Genomic DNA, 16,458 nt, shown 5'->3' with positions numbered 1-16,458 from the left:
CCGTTCTTGGCGCGCGGGAGGGGCGTCGGTGCGTTCGAGGGAGCCGCGGCCCCACGCCGCTGCTCACACGAGCAGCTGGTGCTTCGCCAGGTCGCGGTACAGGGGAGTGGATGCCACCAGCTCGCTGTGCGTGCCCTGGCCGACGACGCGGCCGTTCTCGAGCACCACGATGAGGTCGCTGTCCACGACCGTCGACAGGCGGTGCGCGATGACGAGCAGCGTGCGCCCGGTCGCCACGGCGTCGATCGCCTCGCGCATGCGCTGTTCGTTCACGCCGTCGAGTGACGACGTCGACTCGTCCAGCAGCAGGACCGGGGGAGCGGCGAGCAGCGCACGGGCGATCGCGAGGCGCTGACGTTCTCCGCCCGACAGCATCACGCCGTCTTCGCCGACGGGGGCGTCGACGCCGAGCGGGTTGCGCTCGAGCACCTCGCCGAGGTTCACGGCCTGCAGCACGCGCTCGCAGTCGGCGTCGGTCGCGTCGGGAGAGGACAGACGCAGGTTGTCGGCGATGGTTCCGGCCAGGGTCGGGGCGTCCTGCTCGACGTAGCCGAAGCGGGCGCGCAGGTCGTCGCGCGGAAGGTCGCGGGCGTCGATGCCGTCGACGAGGATCTCCCCGTCCGTGGGGTCGTAGAAGCGCTCGACGAGCGAGAGGATCGTGCTCTTGCCCGCCCCCGACGGCCCGACCAGAGCGACGCGCGCGCCGCGCGGCACGGTGAACGACACTCCGCGCAGCACGTCGCGGTCGGTCTCGGGAGCTGGCGCCTCGCTCGGGGCGGCGTCCAGGTGCACCTCGGCGAGCACCGATCGGGCCTCCTTCGCCGCCGCCTCCCGTGCCCGGACGACGTGGTCGGGATAGCGGAAGCGCACGTCGCGGAACGCGATCGCCGCGGCATCCGGAACCGTCGCCGCCGACGTCGGTCGATCGCCGTCGTCTTCGAGCGGAAGGTCGAGCACCTCCTGGATGCGCCCCAGCGCGCCGAGGGCCTGGTTCACCGACGTGATGGCTCCGATCGCCGAGGCGAGCGGCTGCACGAGCAGGAACAGGAAGATCACGAACGTCACCAGCGAGGCGACGTCGATGGCCCCGGATGCCACGCGGTACCCGCCGACACCGAGCACGACGAGCAACGACACCTGCAGGGCGACGAAGGCGATCGGCACGATCAGCGCCGACACGCGGGCGATGCGCACTCCCGCGTCGTAGGCGGCGGTCGCGCTCTCCGTCACGGCGGTGGTCTCACGCCCGGTCGCGCCGGATGCGCGGATGGTGCGGACCGACCCGACCGCGCGCTCCACACCGGACGACAGCTCGCCGACCTTCTCCTGCTGGATCGCGGATGCCGCGCGGATGCGCGTGCTGAGGAGCACCACGATGCCGAGCGACGCTCCGACGACCACGACGATGAGCACCAGCAGCAGGGGGTCGATGAACGCCATCGCGATGACGGCGCCGAGCAGGATCAGCGCGTTGCCCACGGCATCCGCGAAGCCCTGCGTCAGCACGGCGTACAGGAGCGTGGTGTCGGTGCCCACGCGCGAGACGAGGTCGCCCGTGCGACGCGCGTCGAACTCGCTGATGGGCAGGCGCAGGATGCGCGCGATCAGCCGGCGCCGCGAGGAGTACACCACCGCGGTGCCGGTGCGCTGGAGCAGATAGTGCTGGAAGCCCGAGATCACCGACGACAGCACGACGAACGCGACCAGCAGCCAGACGAGGGCGCCGAGCGGGATGCTGTTCTGCACGCGCGTGATGACCTGACCGACCAGCAGTGGCTGGGCGAGCGTCGCCCCCGCCCCGAGGACGCTGAGGACTGCGACCACAGCGAGCGTGCGCTTGTGCTCGAGCAGGAACGGCAGCAGCTGACGGAACGACGCGCGCGGACCTTCGGGGGTGCGGCGGCCGCGCCGACCGCGCGCGAGAGCGGGTGAAGACATGCTCATCCTCGGGAAAGGGATCGGGGTACTTCGACCGTACCTTCCGCGGCTGTGCGCTTCGCCCCCGCGAGGCGTGATGGGGGAGAACTCGGTGGGGGCCCCGGGTGGGGAGGAGTGCAGCGCCCGTCCGCGCCGACGAGGCGGAGGGCCCATCGCGGCGGAACGGTCCTTCGGCGCACACCTCCGGCGAAGGCGGCCCCTCCGGCCCGTCACGACCCATCGGTGCCGGATGAGCAGGAGTCCCGCGCCGGGAACGACGGATGCCACGAGGCCGAGGCCCCGTGGCATCCGTCGTCGAGAACTCCGCGTTACGGTGCGGTCGCTCCGGCGGCGATGTTGTCGTCATAGTCGACGTCCTTCGTCTCGGGCGAGAGCACGAGGGCGACGAGGGTCAGCACACCCATCGCCGACAGGTAGACGCCCACCAGCCAGGGGTTGCCGTCACCGGCGGCCCACAGCGCGACGGCGACGATGGGTGCGAGCGCCGCGCCCAGGATCGACGAGACGTTGTACGAGATGGCCGAACCCGTGTAGCGGGTGTTCGTGGGGAACAGCTCGGGCAGCACGGCACCCATGGGGCCGAACGTCGAGCCCATGAGCAGGAACCCGATGATGAGGAACGCCTGCACGTACACGTGGGTCAGCGTCGCGTCGGCCTGCGGGAGCAGGAAGAACGCGAAGGTCAGACCGAACACGATGATCGCCGCGGTCACCACGATGAGCAGGCGCTTGCGACCGAAGCGGTCGGCGAGCGGCCCGGACAACATCGTGAAGACGCCGAAGAACACCACGCCGATGATCTGCATGATGACGAAGTCGGTGTAGCCGAAGCCCAGGCCCGGAACGTAGGCGGCGGCGTCGAAGGCGGTTCCGGCCTTCTCCGCGGCGGCCGCCGCGCCCTCGGCGGTCGGCTTGGTGCCGTACGACAGCGTGAAGCTGGTCATGAGGTAGAAGAGCACGTAGGTCGCCAGCATGATGAACGTGCCGAGGATCAGCTGCTTCCAGTTGCGGCGGATGACCTCGCCGAGCGGGAACTTGCGGATCACGCCGCTCTTCTCGGCCTTCGAGAACGACTCGCTCTCGACGAGCCGCAGGCGCACCCAGAGGCCCACGATGACCATGACGGCCGAGAAGAGGAACGGCACGCGCCAGCCCCACGCGAGGAACTCCGCGGAGCGCTGCGCCGTGCCGTCGGGGTGCGGCAGGGCGAAGTTGATGATGAGGAAGATGCCGTTGGCGATGATGAAGCCGATGGGGGCGCCCAGCTGGGGGAACGTGCCGAACAGGGCGCGCTTGCCCTTCGGAGCGTTCTCGGTCGCCACGAGCGCCGCGCCCGACCACTCGCCGCCGAGGGCGAAGCCCTGCGCGAGGCGCATGATGAGCAGCAGGATCGCCGCCCACACACCGATCTCGTTGAAGGTCGGCAGCAGACCGATGAGGAAGGTCGCGACGCCCATCGTCAGCAGGGATGCCACGAGGGTCGCCTTGCGGCCGAAGCGGTCGCCGAAGTGGCCGAAGACGACGGCACCGAGGGGACGCGCAACCATGGCGGCGCCGAAGACGCTGAACGACAGCAGCAGCGAGGTGGTCTCGTTGCCGGTCGGGAAGAAGAGGATCGGGAAGACGAGCACGGCCGCGGTCGCGTACGCGTAGAAGTCGTAGAACTCGATCGTGGTGCCGATGAGGCTCGCGGTGATGACGCGCGAACGCGGATTGGCCGGGGCCGAGGCCGAACGGGTGGAGGGGGATGACGTGGTCATGACTGCCTGACGGGAAGATTCTTCGTTCGCGTCCGGGGTGGGGCGCAGCGGTGGCACGCAGCGGTCACGGGGGTGGTGGTGAGAGAGCGCGCGGGCGGGGGCACCGGCGACGTCCCCGAGTGAGGGGCGTCTAGACCCTCCAGTCTATGCGCGCGCTGAACGTGCCCCGTCCCGCAGGCAGGTCGCGCGAGACCGCGGAAGTCGTCAGCGCCAGATGACCGCGAGGCCCGCGTTGAGCAGAGCCAGGATGCCGATGGGCCAGAAGATCGCGGGGGAGAGCGAGCCCGTGCGCTTCTGACGTGCGGACCCGATGCCCAGCAGCGCGCCGATCACGAGCAGCACGACGAGCTTGATGCCGATTTTGGCGTAATTGAGGTCGTGGTCCAGGCCCCACGGCGCCGACAGAGCGACGCCCGTGATGAGGGAGATCACGAGCGCGTAGTTCATCAGCGGCGTCACGCGCACGCGCCGGGAGACCGCCTCGACGACCCAGGCCCCGAAGAGGATCGCGAAGCCGACGAGGTGGACGAGGACGACGACGTTCCGCAGGATCTCCATACCCGTCAGGGTAGGGACGGCGCGGGTGCGCCGCCAGCAAGGCGGTCCTCACCCCGCGCGCGGTCCTGACCGAGCCCTACGCGTGGCCCGTGAGCCCTACGCGTGGCCCGTGAGCCCTGCGCGTGGCCCGTGAGCCCTGCGCGTGGCCCGTGAGCCCCGCGCGCGGTCCCTGAGCCCCGCGCGCGGTCGCTGAGCTCGTCGAAGGGCCCGCCCCCGACCCGCGGACCCCCGTTGGCTTCGACAGGCTCAGCCACTTCCGTCCCGCCCCGCGAACGAGAACGGGCCCGGCGACCGCAGTGGTCGCCGGGCCCGTGATCAGACCGTCTCAGCCGCGCAGCTCCCGCAGCACGAGGGCGGTGCGGATCGCCGCGTCCGCGGCCTCCTCGCCCTTGTCCTCCTTGGAGCCCTCGAGCCCCGCGCGGTCCAGCCCCTGCTGCTCGTCGTCGAGGGTGAGCACGCCGAAACCGACGGGCTTGCCCGTGTCGAGCGCGACGCGCGTCAGTCCGTCGGTCGCGGCCGACGAGACGAAGTCGAAGTGCGGGGTCCCGCCGCGGATGATCACGCCCAGCGCCACCACGGCGTCCGCCCCGGCGTCGAGGGCCGCCTTGGCGGCCACGGGCAGCTCGAACGACCCCGGCACGCGCACGACGCGGTAGGTCGCGCCGGTGGCATCCAGCACGCGCTCCGCTCCGGCGATGAGGCCGTTCGTGATGACCTCGTGCCAAGTACCGGCGATGACGACGACGTTCAGTCCCGACGCGTCGACGCCGCCGGTCTCGGGTGCTCCACTGCCGGCCATCAGGCGCTCTCTTCCTTCATGTGCGCGAGGGCGTCGCGCAGGTCGTCCTCGGCGATGATGTGACCCATCCGGTCGCGCTTCGTCTCGAGGTACTGGTGGTTGTTGGGGCCGACGCCCACGAGCAGGGGGACCTGCTCGACGACGTCGAGGCCGAAGCCGCGCAGCTGCGCGACCTTGTCGGTGTTGTTCGTCAGCAGGCGCACCTTCTCGACGCCGAGGTCGGTCAGGATGCCGGCGGCGGCGGCGTAGTCGCGCGCGTCGGCGGGGAGGCCCAGGGCGAGGTTGGCATCCACCGTATCCATGCCGCGCTCCTGCAGGTTGTACGCGCGCAGCTTGTTGATGAGGCCGATGCCGCGACCCTCGTGACCGCGCATGTAGATGACGATGCCGCCGTCGCGATCGATCGTGTCGAGTGCCGCCTCGAGCTGCGGTCCGCACTCGCACTTCAGCGAGCCGAACGCCTCGCCGGTCAGGCACTCCGAGTGCACGCGCACGAGGGGCGCCTCTTCGGTCAGGTCGCCCGAGACGACAGCCAGGTGGTCGGTGCCGGTGACGCGGTCCTTGTACGCGAGGAAGCGGAACGTGCCGTGCGAGGTGGGCACATTGGATTCGGCGCGCAGGCTCACGCGACGCCTCGGCGCCGCCGTGGCGGGCAGCGGGTCGGTGTCGTTCAGGTGGGCGATGAGCTGCTCGATCGTGATCACCGGGATGCCGTCGCGCTCGCCGAGCTCGAACAGTCCGGGCAGGCGCATCATGCTGCCGTCCTCGGCGACGACCTCGGCGATCGCACCGACGGGCTCGAGCCCCGCGAGGCGCATGAGATCGACGGCGGCCTCCGTGTGCCCCGCGCGCTCGCGCACGCCGCCGTCCACCGCGCGCAGGGGGAGCACGTGTCCGGGCCGGATCAGGCTCGACGGCTCGGAGTCGGGTGCAGCGAGCACGTTGAGGGTGCGCGCGCGGTCGGCGGCGCTGATGCCGGTGGTGACCCCGGATGCCGCGTCGACGCTGACCGTGTAGGCGGTGCCGCGGGCGTCCTGGTTGACCTCGACCATCGGGGGCAGGTCGAGGCGGTCGGCCCACTCGGCGGGCATGGGCGCGCAGACGTAGCCGCTCGACCAGCGGACGGTCCAGGCGAGCCACTCGGGTGTCGCGAGCTGGGCCGAGATGATGACGTCGCCCTCGTTCTCGCGGTTCTCGTCGTCGGCGACCAGGATCGGTCGGCCCTGACGGAGAGCCTCCAGGGCCTCGGGGATGGTGGACAGGCTCATTCGGAGCCCCTCTCGGTCTGTGCGGCGGTCGCCGCGGGGTTCTCTGTCGTGCGGAAGGCGAGCATGCGCTGCACATGACGGGCCAGGATGTCGGTCTCGAGGTTGACGGGCGTTCCGGCCTCGGCGCGTCCGAGGGTCGTGGCCTCGAGGGTCTCGGGGATGAGCGAGACCTCCAGCCACGGCTCGGGCTCGGAGGCTGCGCTCACGGCGCTGACGGTCAGCGAGACGCCGTCGATCGCGATCGAGCCCTTGTCGACGACGAGCGGGGCGAGGGGGGCCGGGATGCCGATGCGTACGACGCTCCACTGCGCGCCGGGTCGCACCTCGCGCACGACGCCCGTGCCGTCGATGTGGCCCTGCACGATGTGCCCGCCCAGGCGACCGTGGGCGGCGGTGGCCCGTTCGAGGTTCACCGCGCGACCGGGGGCCACATCGGCGAGGGTCGACATGTCGAGGGTCTGCTTCATCACATCGGCGGTGAACCAGTCGTCGCCCTGGTCGACGACGGTGAGGCACACGCCGCTGACCGAGATCGAGTCGCCGTGACCGGCGTCCGACACCGACAGGGGGGCGCGCAGTGTCAGACGCACGCCGTCGCCCGACGGCTCGACGGCGGTGACGGCGCCGATCTCTTCGACGATTCCGGTGAACATCAGGCGTCTCCTTCGTTCTCGCCCGCGGCCGCGGGCACAGTCTCGGGGCTTCGGGGTCCGGCCTCGGCCGGGCGGGCGACGATGACCAGATCGTCGCCGAGGGGAGTGACGGATGCCACCACCAGCCGTTTGGCCGCGCCGATGCTCGGCACTCCCACATCGCCCAGCGCCAGGCGCGAGCCGCCGAGCAGCACGGGGGCGACGTAGACGAGCAGTTCATCGGCGAGACCCTCGCGCACGAACGCGCTCGCGAGGGTCGGTCCGCCCTCGACGAAGACGCGCTGCACGCCCCGCTCGGCGAGATCGGCGAGCACCGCGTGCAGATCGTGCGTCGTGTAGAACAAGGGGTCTCGCGGATGGCGGCGCACGGCGGCATCCGGTGCCGTCTCGCTCTCACCGATGATGACCGGCATCGGCTGATCCGCGAGGAGCGAACCGTCGTCGTCCCGGGCGGTCAGGGCGGGGTCGTCGGTGCGCACGGTGCCGGTTCCGGCGACGATCGCGTCGGCCGCCGCGCGGCGGGCGTGCACGTCGCGGCGGGCGTCGGGCCCGGTGATCCACTGGCTCGTGCCGTCGTCGGCCGCGGCGCGGCCGTCGAGGCTCTGGGCCCACTTGACCGTGACGCGCGGGCGGCCGGTGCGCTGCAGGTGGGTCCAATCGCGCACGAGCGCCTCTGCGGCATCCGCCTCGGGTCCCGACTCGACGTCGACGCCGGCCGTACGCAGCCGGTCGGCTCCTCCGGACGCGGCATCGGTCGGGTCGTCGAGCGCGTAGACCACGCGAGCGACGCCCGCCTCGATGAGAGCGAGGGCGCACGGACCGGTGCGACCGGTGTGATTGCACGGCTCGAGGGTCACGACGGCGGTGGCGCCGCGGGCGGCGCCGGGCGCGAGCTGGGAGAGGGCGTCGACTTCGGCGTGCGCCGTGCCGGCGCCGCGATGGAAGCCCTCCGCGAGGATCTCGCCGGCGGGGGACAGGATAACGGCGCCCACCTGCGGGTTGAGCCCGCGCGGGCCGCGCCGGGCGAGCTGCAGCGCTCGCCGCATGGCGTCGATCTCGACGGCGGATGCCATTTCCCTGTCCTTCCCGCGCCGTCGGGGCAGGGCCAGCGGGAAGGCGCGACGCGCCGTCCGTGCTGCCTCCTATCCGGACTAGCGAGGGGAGACCCCCGCATCACCGTCGGTCCCGGAGTTCCACCGGATCGGCCCCACCGCCATGGGCGGAAGGGTTCGCGGACTATCACCGCCGGTTCGGATTCTCACCGACCCCGGAGCACGTTGTTTGCTCTTCGAAGTGTAGTCAACGCGGGGTTTGCGGTTTCATTCCCCGACTTCTGACGACGTTTTCCGGTATCCCGCGCGGCGATGACAGGGCGGATGCGGGCCTCGATCGCGGTGGCACCGGCGTTGCGCGCACGGGCAGCGTCGTGGAAGGCCCCGGAGTGGCAACGCGCCCGCGCGTGCGCTCCGGTCGGTCGGCGGCCCTCGCGCCGCGGTCTCACTTCAGCAGGCGCGACAACCGCCGGTCGGCCAGCAGTTTGCCGCCGGTCTGACAGGTGGGGCAGTACTCGAGCGAGTTGTCAGCGAAGAAGACGCTGCGCACCTCGTCGCCGCACACGGGGCACGCCTCGCCGCGCCGCCCGTGCACGCGCATGCCCCGCCGCTTGGCATCCTTCAATTCGGCGGGCGGCTTGCCGCGCGCGGCCTCGACCGCTTCTGTGAGCGTCGTCGTCATCGCGGAGAACAGGCGATCGACCTCGTCGTCCGCGAGGGTCGCCGCGAGCGCGTAGGGCGACATCTTCGCCGCGTGCAGGATCTCGTCGGAGTACGCGTTGCCGACGCCCGCGATGACCGACTGGTCGCGCAGCACGCCCTTGATCTGCGTGCGGCGGCCGATGAGGAGCGCGCCGAAGGCTTGGCGGTCGAAGCCTTCGCTCAGCGGGTCGGGGCCGAGGCGGGCGATACCCGGGACGTCGTCGGGGGAGCGGACCGCGTACACGGCCAGCGACTTCTTCGTGCCCGCCTCGGTGAGGTCGAAGCCCGACCCGTCGTCGAAGCCGACGCGCAGGGCGATCGGGGTCTTGCCGGGCTTGATGATCGTCGCCGGAAGCGTGTCGTACCACCGCAGCCATCCCGCCTTGGCGAGATGGAAGACGAGGTGGATGCCGGCATCGGTCGTGAGGTCGACGAACTTGCCGTGCCTCCTGGCGTCGATCACCGCGGAGCCCACGAGCGCCGACAGCGGCGGGTCGAACGTCTTGAGCGCGTTGATCGCCGACACGGTGGCCTTGTCGATGCGCAGCCCCGTGACGCGATCGCGCAGGAACTCGACGAGCCCCTCGACCTCAGGCATCTCCGGCATGCGCCCATGCTGCCACGCACCTCCGACATCGGGGACGGGCCTTGCGCCCTAGCCGAGCACCGCCCACGACCGCGGCGGGGGGTCGTCGTCGTGCGGCAGCTCGCCCGAGGCGGCAGCACCCGGGCGGAACGACGACGCCCGCACGACTCGCGGAGAGTCGCACGGGCGTCGAACGGAACGGATCAGCCGCGGCGGAGCAGGCCGATGCGGTCGTATACGTCGGAGAGGGTCTTCTCGGCGACGGATGCCGCCTTCCCGGCGTTGACGGCCAGCACGCGGTCGAGCTCGGCGGGGTCGTCGAGCAGCTCGAGGGCGCGCGTGCGCACCGGCTCGAACTCGTTCACGACCACCTCGGCCAGGCCCTTCTTGAAGTCGCCGTACCCGCGGCCGGCGTACTCGTCCTCGATCGCGGTGATCTCGCGGCCGGTCAGAGCCGAGTAGATCACGAGCAGATTCGAGACGCCCGGCTTCTCGTCGCGGTCGAAGCGCACCGCACCCTCGGAGTCGGTGACGGCGCGCATGATCTTCTTCGCGCTGACCTTGGGGTCGTCGAGCAGCCACAGCACGCCCGCGTCGGACTCGGCCGACTTCGACATCTTCGAGGTCGGGTTCTGCAGGTCGTAGATGCGGGCGGTCTCGCGTTGGATCACGGGCTTGGGAATCGTGAAGGTCTCGCCGAAGCGCTGGTTGAAGCGCTCGGCGAGGTCGCGCGTGAGCTCGATGTGCTGCTTCTGGTCGTCGCCGACGGGTACGACGTCGGTCTGGTAGAGCAGGATGTCGGCGGCCATCAGCACCGGATAGGTGAAGAGGCCGACGTTGGTGGCATCCGTGCCGTAGCGCGCCGACTTGTCCTTGAACTGCGTCATGCGTCCGGCCTCGCCGAAGCCGGTGAGCGTCGAGAGCACCCACTGCAGCTCTGCGTGGGCGGGCACGTGCGACTGCACGTACAGCGTCGAGCGGGAGGGCTCGATGCCCGCGGCGATGTACTGGGCGGCGGTGCGGCGGGTTTTCTCCCGACGCTCGGCGGGGTCGCCGGGCTGGGTGAGGGCGTGCAGGTCGACGACGGAGAAGAAGGCGTCGTACTGATCCTGCAGGTCGCGCCACTGCAGCAGGGCCCCGATGTAGTTACCGATCTGGAGGCTGTCGGCGGAGGGCTGCATTCCGGAGTAGAGGCGCTCGGTGGTCACCGTACGATCCTAGGCGGCGCGCTGCGCGGCGGTGGTCGCCGGCTCAGCGCCCTAGCATGTAGTCCACGACGACGGGGGAGTGGTCGCTCCATCGCGTGTCGTACGACGGCGCGCGGTCGACGCGGTACGCCGTGACCCGCTCGGCGAGCTCAGGGGTGGCGACGTGGTAATCGATGCGCCAGCCGCTGTCGGTGTCGAACGCCTTCCCCCGCATCGACCAGAACGTGTACGGACCGTCGACCTCGCCCATGACGCGGCGGCCGACGTCGACCCAGCCCAGGCCCGTGCCGGTCGAGCCGTCGACGCCCTCGACCTGCTCGCCCGCGGGGCCGAAGAAGCGATCGAAGTACGCACGCTCGCGCGGGAGGAAGCCGGCGTTCTTGCGGTTGCCCCGCCAGTTCTTGATGTCGAGCTCGCGGTGGCCGACATTCAGGTCGCCGGTGACGAGAGCCAGCTCGCGCTCGGCCTTCAGCGCGGCGAGGCGCTGCTCCATGGCATCCAGGAACAACCACTTGGCGTCTTGCTTCGGGGTGTCGACCTCGCCGCTGTGCACGTAGGCGCTGACGATGGTGAGGGTCTCGCCGTCGATGTCGAAGTCGGTCTCGATCCAGCGGCCCGACGCGTCGAGCGGCTCGGGACCGAGGTGCGTGCGGGTCTCGACGCCGGGGAGGCGGCTGATGATCGCGACGCCGGCGCGCCCCTTCGCGAGCGCCTCGTCGTTGACGATCTCCCAGCCGGGAAGGGCCTCGGCGAGCTGCTCGGCGGAGGCGCGGACCTCTTGCAGGGTGACGATGTCGGCGCCGGAGGCGTCGAGCCACTCGACCATGCCCTTGCGGACGGCGGCACGGATGCCATTGACGTTGACGGAGACGATACGCACGGAACGAGCCACCCGACGAGCCTAACCGCGACCTCCGACATCCCTCCGGGCTGGACAGCCGCCCGCGGTCCTCAGTCGAGGACGAGCGTCGTGCGCCGTGGGGCCGGCACGTCGGCCTCGGCGCGGGCGAGCACCTTCTCGGCCGCCGCGAGCCGTCGGCGTGCGCGCCATCGCCAGGGCCAGCGCGCCAGCGCCAGCGCCTTCTCCGCCTCGCGCACCCCCACCTGCGCGGCGATGACGAGCGCCGCCTGCTCCATCGCCCGGCGGTCCTCGGGGGAGCGCAGGGGGACGTCGCGGTCGCCCGCGGCCACGGCGATCCAGGCGGCCGACACGAGGATGACGATGCCGATGAACCGGAACCACAGCAGGAAGCCGATGAGCACTGTGAAGGTCGCCAGGAGCGGGTTCGACGGCGTGTACACGAACAGGAACCCGGCGCCGACCTGCAGCACCACGATGCCCGTCGCCCCGACGACGGCTCCCGGCCAGGCGCGGCGCCACGACAGCGTCGTCCCCGTCAGGAAACGGAACAGCGAGGCGAGCGCCACCGTGTTGATGCCGAACGCGACGACGAGCGACACCAGACGTGCGCCGATCGACCAACCGAGGGTTTCGCGGTCCCAGCCGATGAGGCCGAAGATCAGGTCCACGGCGCCGGTCGTGACCGACCCCAGCAGGGCACCCACGAGCAGAGAGACCCCGAAGAGCACGGATGCCACGAAGTCGCGCGCCTTGAGCATGACGTAGTTGCGCAGGTCGAAGGGCAGGCCGAAGGTGTCGCGCACGGCGCGCCGGGTGAACGTGACGAACCCGATCGCGGTCCACACGACCACGACGACGGCCACGATGCCGGTGATGGTCAGCAGACGTCCGCTCTCCTGGGCGACGGCCTCGACCTGGTCGCGGTCGACGAGGCCGTTCTTGCTGATCAAGCCCGGGATGTAGCTGTTGATGATGCGGATGAGACCGTCGATCGCGGCGGTGCTGCCGCCCAGCCAGATCCCCACGCCCGCGAACGCGAGATAGAGCGCCGAGAACACCGCGAAGAGTCCCTGGTAGCTCATCCCCGCGGCGAGCAGGAACCCGTTGTGCCGCAGGAAGTGCCGCCACACCCGGATCGGGAACCACTGCGCGATCTTCGCCGCGCGCGCGATCGGCTGATCCAGCCGCTCCCGCACCGCGACCTGCGCCGCTTCGAACCTGTTGCGCAGGGACGGGTCGTCGTCGCGCACCGCGGGCAGCGGTCGCGGGTCGGCGTGCGTCTCGGTCACCCGTCGAGCCTACTGAAGGGATGCCGAGGCCTCGGCGGCCCCCGGGCCACAGCATCCGCCCGCCCCTGCGTGAGTCGCCAGGATCTGTCGCTTTCGCGGGCATCGACGCGACGATTTCCGGCGACTCACGCGAGAGAGGGTCGCCACGAACGCCGAACGGCGGGTCCGCCTGCGCGCACCCGCCGTTCGAGAGGGGAGGGGTCAGCGACCGCCGCGGAGGACGGCCTGCTTGACCTCGGCGATGGCCTTGGTGACCTCGATGCCACGGGGGCACGCCTCGGTGCAGTTGAAGGTGGTGCGGCAGCGCCACACGCCCTCTTTGTCGTTGAGGATGTCGAGGCGCACGTCGCCCGCGTCGTCGCGCGAGTCGAAGATGAAGCGGTGCGCGTTGACGATCGCAGCGGGGCCGAAGTACTGCCCGTCGGTCCAGAACACGGGGCACGACGAGGTGCACGCGGCGCACAGGATGCACTTCGTGGTGTCGTCGAAGACCTCGCGGTCGACGATCGACTGCACCCGCTCCTTGCCCGCCTCGGGCTTCGAGTTCGAGATCAGGAAGGGCTGCACCTCGCGGTAGGAGGCGAAGAACGGCTCCATGTCGACGATGAGGTCCTTCTCGAGGGGGAGACCCTTGATCGCCTCGACGTAGATCGGCTGCGAGATGTCGAGATCCTTGATCAGGGTCTTGCAGGCGAGGCGGTTGCGACCGTTGATGCGCATGGCATCCGAACCGCAGATGCCGTGCGCGCACGAGCGGCGGAACGACAGCGAGCCGTCGACCTCCCACTTGATCTTGTGCAGGGCGTCGAGCACGCGGTCGGTGGAGTACAGCTCCACGTCGTAGTCGACCCAGCGGGGCTCGTGGTCGACCTCGGGGTCGAAGCGGCGGATGTTGAAGGTGACGAGGAACGACTGGATGCCGGTGTCCTCAGGAGTCTGCTCGACCTCTTCCGAGGTGTCGACCTGCTCGATGACGGTGGATGCCATCTCAGTACTTCCTCTCCAGCGGCGGGTAGCGCAGCTCCCCGGCCTCGTTCTTGGTGAAGACCACGGGCTTCCAGCCGAGTTCGATGTGGTCGGCGGGGTGCGACGAGTGGGGGTCGCCCGACAGGTACGCCATGGTGTGCTGCATGTAGTTCTCGTCGTCGCGCGTCGGGAAGTCGTCGCGCATGTGACCGCCGCGGCTCTCCTCGCGGTTCTGCGCCGAGTAGACGACGACCTCGGCGAGATCGAGCAGGAAGCCCAGTTCGACGGCCTCGAGCAGGTCGGTGTTGAAGCGCTTGCCCTTGTCGTCGACGTGGATGTTCTTGTAGCGCTCGCGCAGGTCGGCGATCACGTCGAGCACATTCGAGAGCGACTCGTGCGTGCGGAACACCTGCGCGCCCTTGTCCATCTCGTCCTGCAGCGTCTTGCGCAGCACCGCGATGCGCTCGGTGCCGTTGTTGTTGCGCAGGCCCTCGATGAGGCCGCGCACCTCGGCGGCGGGGTCTTCGGGCAGCGGCACGAAGTCGGCGGTCTTGACGTACTCGACGGCGTTGCGGCCGGCGCGCTTGCCGAAGACGTTGATGTCGAGCAGCGAGTTGGTGCCCAGACGGTTCGAGCCGTGCACCGAGACGCACGCGCACTCGCCGGCCGCGTAGAGGCCCGGCACGACCGTGTCGTTGTCGGCGAGCACCTCGGCCTTGATGTTGGTCGGGATGCCGCCCATCGCGTAGTGCGCGGTCGGCATGACCGGGACCGGCTCGACGACCGGGTCGACGCCCAGGTAGGTGCGGGCGAACTCGGTGATGTCGGGGAGCTTGGTCTCCAGCACCTCGGCGCCCAGGTGGGTGCAGTCCAGCAGCACGTAGTCGCGGTGGGGACCGGCGCCGCGGCCCTCGGCCACCTCCTGGACCATGCAGCGGGCGACGATGTCGCGGGGCGCGAGGTCTTTGATGGTGGGGGCGTAGCGCTCCATGAAGCGCTCACCGCTGGCGTTGCGCAGGATCGCGCCCTCCCCGCGGGCACCTTCGGTCAGCAGGATGCCGAGACCGGCGAGACCGGTCGGGTGGAACTGGAAGAACTCCATGTCCTCCAGCGGCAGGCCCTTGCGCCAGACGATGCCGACGCCGTCGCCGGTGAGCGTGTGCGCGTTGGAGGTGGTCTTGAAGATCTTGCCGAAGCCGCCGGTGGCGAAGACCACGGCCTTGGACTGGAACACGTGCAGTTCGCCGGTGGCGAGGTCGTAGGCGACGACGCCGGCGACCTGCGTCTTGCCCGCGGCATCCTTCACCGTGATGAGGTCGAGCACGTAGAACTCGTTGAAGAAGTTGATGCCGAGCTTCACGCAGTTCTGGAACAGCGTCTGCAGGATCATGTGGCCGGTGCGGTCGGCGGCGTAGCATGCGCGGCGCACGGGCGTCTTGCCGTGGTCGGCCGTGTGCCCGCCGAAGCGGCGCTGGTCGATCTTGCCCTCGGGGGTGCGGTTGAAGGGCAGGCCCATGTTCTCGAGGTCGATGACGGCGTCGATGGCCTCTTTGGCGAGGATCTCCGCGGCATCCTGGTCGACGAGGTAGTCGCCGCCCTTGATGGTGTCGAAGGTGTGCCACTCCCAGGAGTCCTCTTCGACGTTCGCGAGCGCGGCCGCCATGCCGCCCTGCGCCGCACCGGTGTGCGAGCGCGTGGGGTAGAGCTTCGAGATGACGGCGGTCTTCGCGCCGGGGCCGGCCTCGATGGCCGCGCGCATTCCTGCGCCGCCCGCGCCGACGATGACGACGTCGAACTGGTGGTAGTGGACGCCGTCTTTGACGATCGAGTCCGAGCTGGTCTGAGTGCTCACGTGTGCGATACCTCTGCTGTCAGGGGAAAGAAGGGATGCCGTCGGCTCAGGCCGCCTGGCACACGTCCCACAGGGAGCTGCTCTCGGTCACGCCGAGGCAGGGGTCGAAGGTGAAGACGACGAGCGTGCCGAGCAGGATGAGGAACCCGGCCGACACCCACAGCGAGCCCACGAGAATCGTGCGGATGCGGGCGTTCGTGACGTAGTCGTTCACGATCGTGCGCATGCCGTTGGCGCCGTGGATGAGGGCCAGCCAGAGCATCAGCACGTCCCACCACTGCCAGAACGGCGAGGCGAGCTTGCCCGCGACGAACGCGAAGTCGATCTGGTGGATGCCCTCGCCCGTCATGAGGTTGACGAAGAGGTGGCCGAAGATCAGGACGATCAGCAGCACGCCGGAGGCGCGCATGTAGATCCAGCCCCACTTCTCGAGGTTGGTGCCCTTCTTGCGCACGGAGGGCGTGCGGGGCGCGGGGATCGTGGCGGCTTCTTGGGCGACGGACATCAGTGGCTCCCGGTGACGGCGCTGAAGACGTTGATCAGGTGGCGCGGGGTGAACCCGAGCATGGTGACGACCCAGAGACCGAGCACGCCCCACCACAGCTGGCGCTGGTGGCGCGTGGCCCACGGCCAGAAGTCGACCAGGATGATGCGCAGGCCGTTGAACGCGTGGTACGCGATCGCGCCGACCAGGGCCACCTCGCCGAGACCCATGACCGGGTTCTTGTAGGTGCCGATGACGGCGTCGTACGCCTCGGGCGAGACCCGGATGAGCGCCGTGTCGAGGATGTGCACGAGGAGGAAGAAGAAGATCGCCACGCCGGTGATGCGGTGAAGGACCCACGACCACATGCCCTCACGGCCGCGGTAGAGAGTGCCGCGAGGCCTCTTCGAAGTGGTCTCTTTCACCGACGGCGTGGCACGTGCTGGTGCTGACACGGTCGTCCTCCCTGATCGAACACGGT

15 protein-coding genes are annotated in these 16,458 nt (G+C 70.2%); all 15 read right to left on the bottom strand.

The features are described from left to right. Positions 1 to 63 precede the first annotated feature (63 nt). The gene (locus tag AB0N82_RS16600; RefSeq protein ID WP_363393226.1) at positions 64 to 1,938 is read right to left on the bottom strand and encodes an ABC transporter ATP-binding protein; all 1,875 of its coding nucleotides are present in this window, start codon (positions 1,936 to 1,938) and stop codon (positions 64 to 66) included. A gap of 308 nt (positions 1,939 to 2,246) precedes the next feature. Next, positions 2,247 to 3,698 (bottom strand): MFS transporter, encoded by a 1,452-nt coding sequence (locus tag AB0N82_RS16595; protein WP_315993390.1) that lies wholly within the window; start codon positions 3,696 to 3,698, stop codon positions 2,247 to 2,249. Between the two features lie 204 nt (positions 3,699 to 3,902). Next, entirely contained in the window at positions 3,903 to 4,256 is a 354-nt protein-coding gene (locus AB0N82_RS16590) for a Fe-S protein (protein ID WP_363393223.1), read from the bottom strand. A gap of 325 nt (positions 4,257 to 4,581) precedes the next feature. Further along, positions 4,582 to 5,055, bottom strand: a complete 474-nt coding sequence (ribH, locus tag AB0N82_RS16585; RefSeq protein WP_315993388.1) for a 6,7-dimethyl-8-ribityllumazine synthase — start codon at positions 5,053 to 5,055, stop codon at positions 4,582 to 4,584. Further along, positions 5,055 to 6,323: a GTP cyclohydrolase II gene (gene ribA / locus AB0N82_RS16580; RefSeq protein ID WP_315993387.1), complete on the bottom strand. Its 1,269-nt coding sequence runs from the start codon at positions 6,321 to 6,323 to the stop codon at positions 5,055 to 5,057. The genes ribH and ribA overlap by 1 nt, the downstream gene beginning before the upstream one ends. Continuing rightward, a complete protein-coding gene (locus AB0N82_RS16575; protein ID WP_315993386.1) occupies positions 6,320 to 6,976 on the bottom strand; it encodes a riboflavin synthase in 657 nt (218 codons plus the stop codon). Before AB0N82_RS16575 ends, ribA begins: the two co-directional genes overlap by 4 nt. Next, positions 6,976 to 8,049 carry a bifunctional diaminohydroxyphosphoribosylaminopyrimidine deaminase/5-amino-6-(5-phosphoribosylamino)uracil reductase RibD gene (ribD, locus tag AB0N82_RS16570; RefSeq protein ID WP_363393219.1) on the bottom strand — a complete coding sequence of 358 codons (1,074 nt, stop codon included), beginning with the start codon at positions 8,047 to 8,049 and terminating at the stop codon, positions 6,976 to 6,978. The genes AB0N82_RS16575 and ribD overlap by 1 nt, the downstream gene beginning before the upstream one ends. 424 nt (positions 8,050 to 8,473) lie before the next feature. Then, positions 8,474 to 9,337: a DNA-formamidopyrimidine glycosylase family protein gene (locus AB0N82_RS16565; RefSeq protein WP_315993384.1), complete on the bottom strand. Its 864-nt coding sequence runs from the start codon at positions 9,335 to 9,337 to the stop codon at positions 8,474 to 8,476. A 182-nt stretch (positions 9,338 to 9,519) separates the two neighbouring features. Next, on the bottom strand, positions 9,520 to 10,524 hold the full coding sequence (trpS, locus tag AB0N82_RS16560; protein ID WP_363393216.1) for a tryptophan--tRNA ligase: 1,005 nt from the start codon (positions 10,522 to 10,524) through the stop codon (positions 9,520 to 9,522). A 43-nt stretch (positions 10,525 to 10,567) separates the two neighbouring features. Beyond that, positions 10,568 to 11,416 carry an exodeoxyribonuclease III gene (locus tag AB0N82_RS16555; protein WP_363393213.1) on the bottom strand — a complete coding sequence of 283 codons (849 nt, stop codon included), beginning with the start codon at positions 11,414 to 11,416 and terminating at the stop codon, positions 10,568 to 10,570. Positions 11,417 to 11,475: 59 nt separating this feature from the next. Next, positions 11,476 to 12,675 carry a YihY/virulence factor BrkB family protein gene (locus tag AB0N82_RS16550; protein ID WP_363393210.1) on the bottom strand — a complete coding sequence of 400 codons (1,200 nt, stop codon included), beginning with the start codon at positions 12,673 to 12,675 and terminating at the stop codon, positions 11,476 to 11,478. A 201-nt stretch (positions 12,676 to 12,876) separates the two neighbouring features. Next, positions 12,877 to 13,662, bottom strand: a complete 786-nt coding sequence (locus tag AB0N82_RS16545; RefSeq protein WP_363393207.1) for a succinate dehydrogenase iron-sulfur subunit — start codon at positions 13,660 to 13,662, stop codon at positions 12,877 to 12,879. Position 13,663: 1 nt separating this feature from the next. Further along, positions 13,664 to 15,493, bottom strand: a complete 1,830-nt coding sequence (gene sdhA / locus AB0N82_RS16540; RefSeq protein ID WP_363393205.1) for a succinate dehydrogenase flavoprotein subunit — start codon at positions 15,491 to 15,493, stop codon at positions 13,664 to 13,666. Between the two features lie 46 nt (positions 15,494 to 15,539). Further along, complete coding sequence (locus tag AB0N82_RS16535; protein WP_315993379.1) at positions 15,540 to 15,998, bottom strand: succinate dehydrogenase hydrophobic membrane anchor subunit; 459 nt, start codon at positions 15,996 to 15,998, stop codon at positions 15,540 to 15,542. Further along, positions 15,998 to 16,432, bottom strand: coding sequence for a succinate dehydrogenase, cytochrome b556 subunit (gene sdhC, locus AB0N82_RS16530; protein WP_074615813.1), 435 nt, complete (start codon positions 16,430 to 16,432; stop codon positions 15,998 to 16,000). The genes AB0N82_RS16535 and sdhC overlap by 1 nt, the downstream gene beginning before the upstream one ends. Between the last annotated feature and the right edge of the window lie 26 nt (positions 16,433 to 16,458).

This window comes from Microbacterium sp. NPDC089186 (genome assembly GCF_040685115.1).
GTDB classification, from domain to species: domain Bacteria; phylum Actinomycetota; class Actinomycetes; order Actinomycetales; family Microbacteriaceae; genus Microbacterium; species Microbacterium galbum.
The sequence above is the reverse complement of the archived record's forward strand: the minus strand, read 5'-3'. Positions and strand labels throughout refer to the sequence as shown.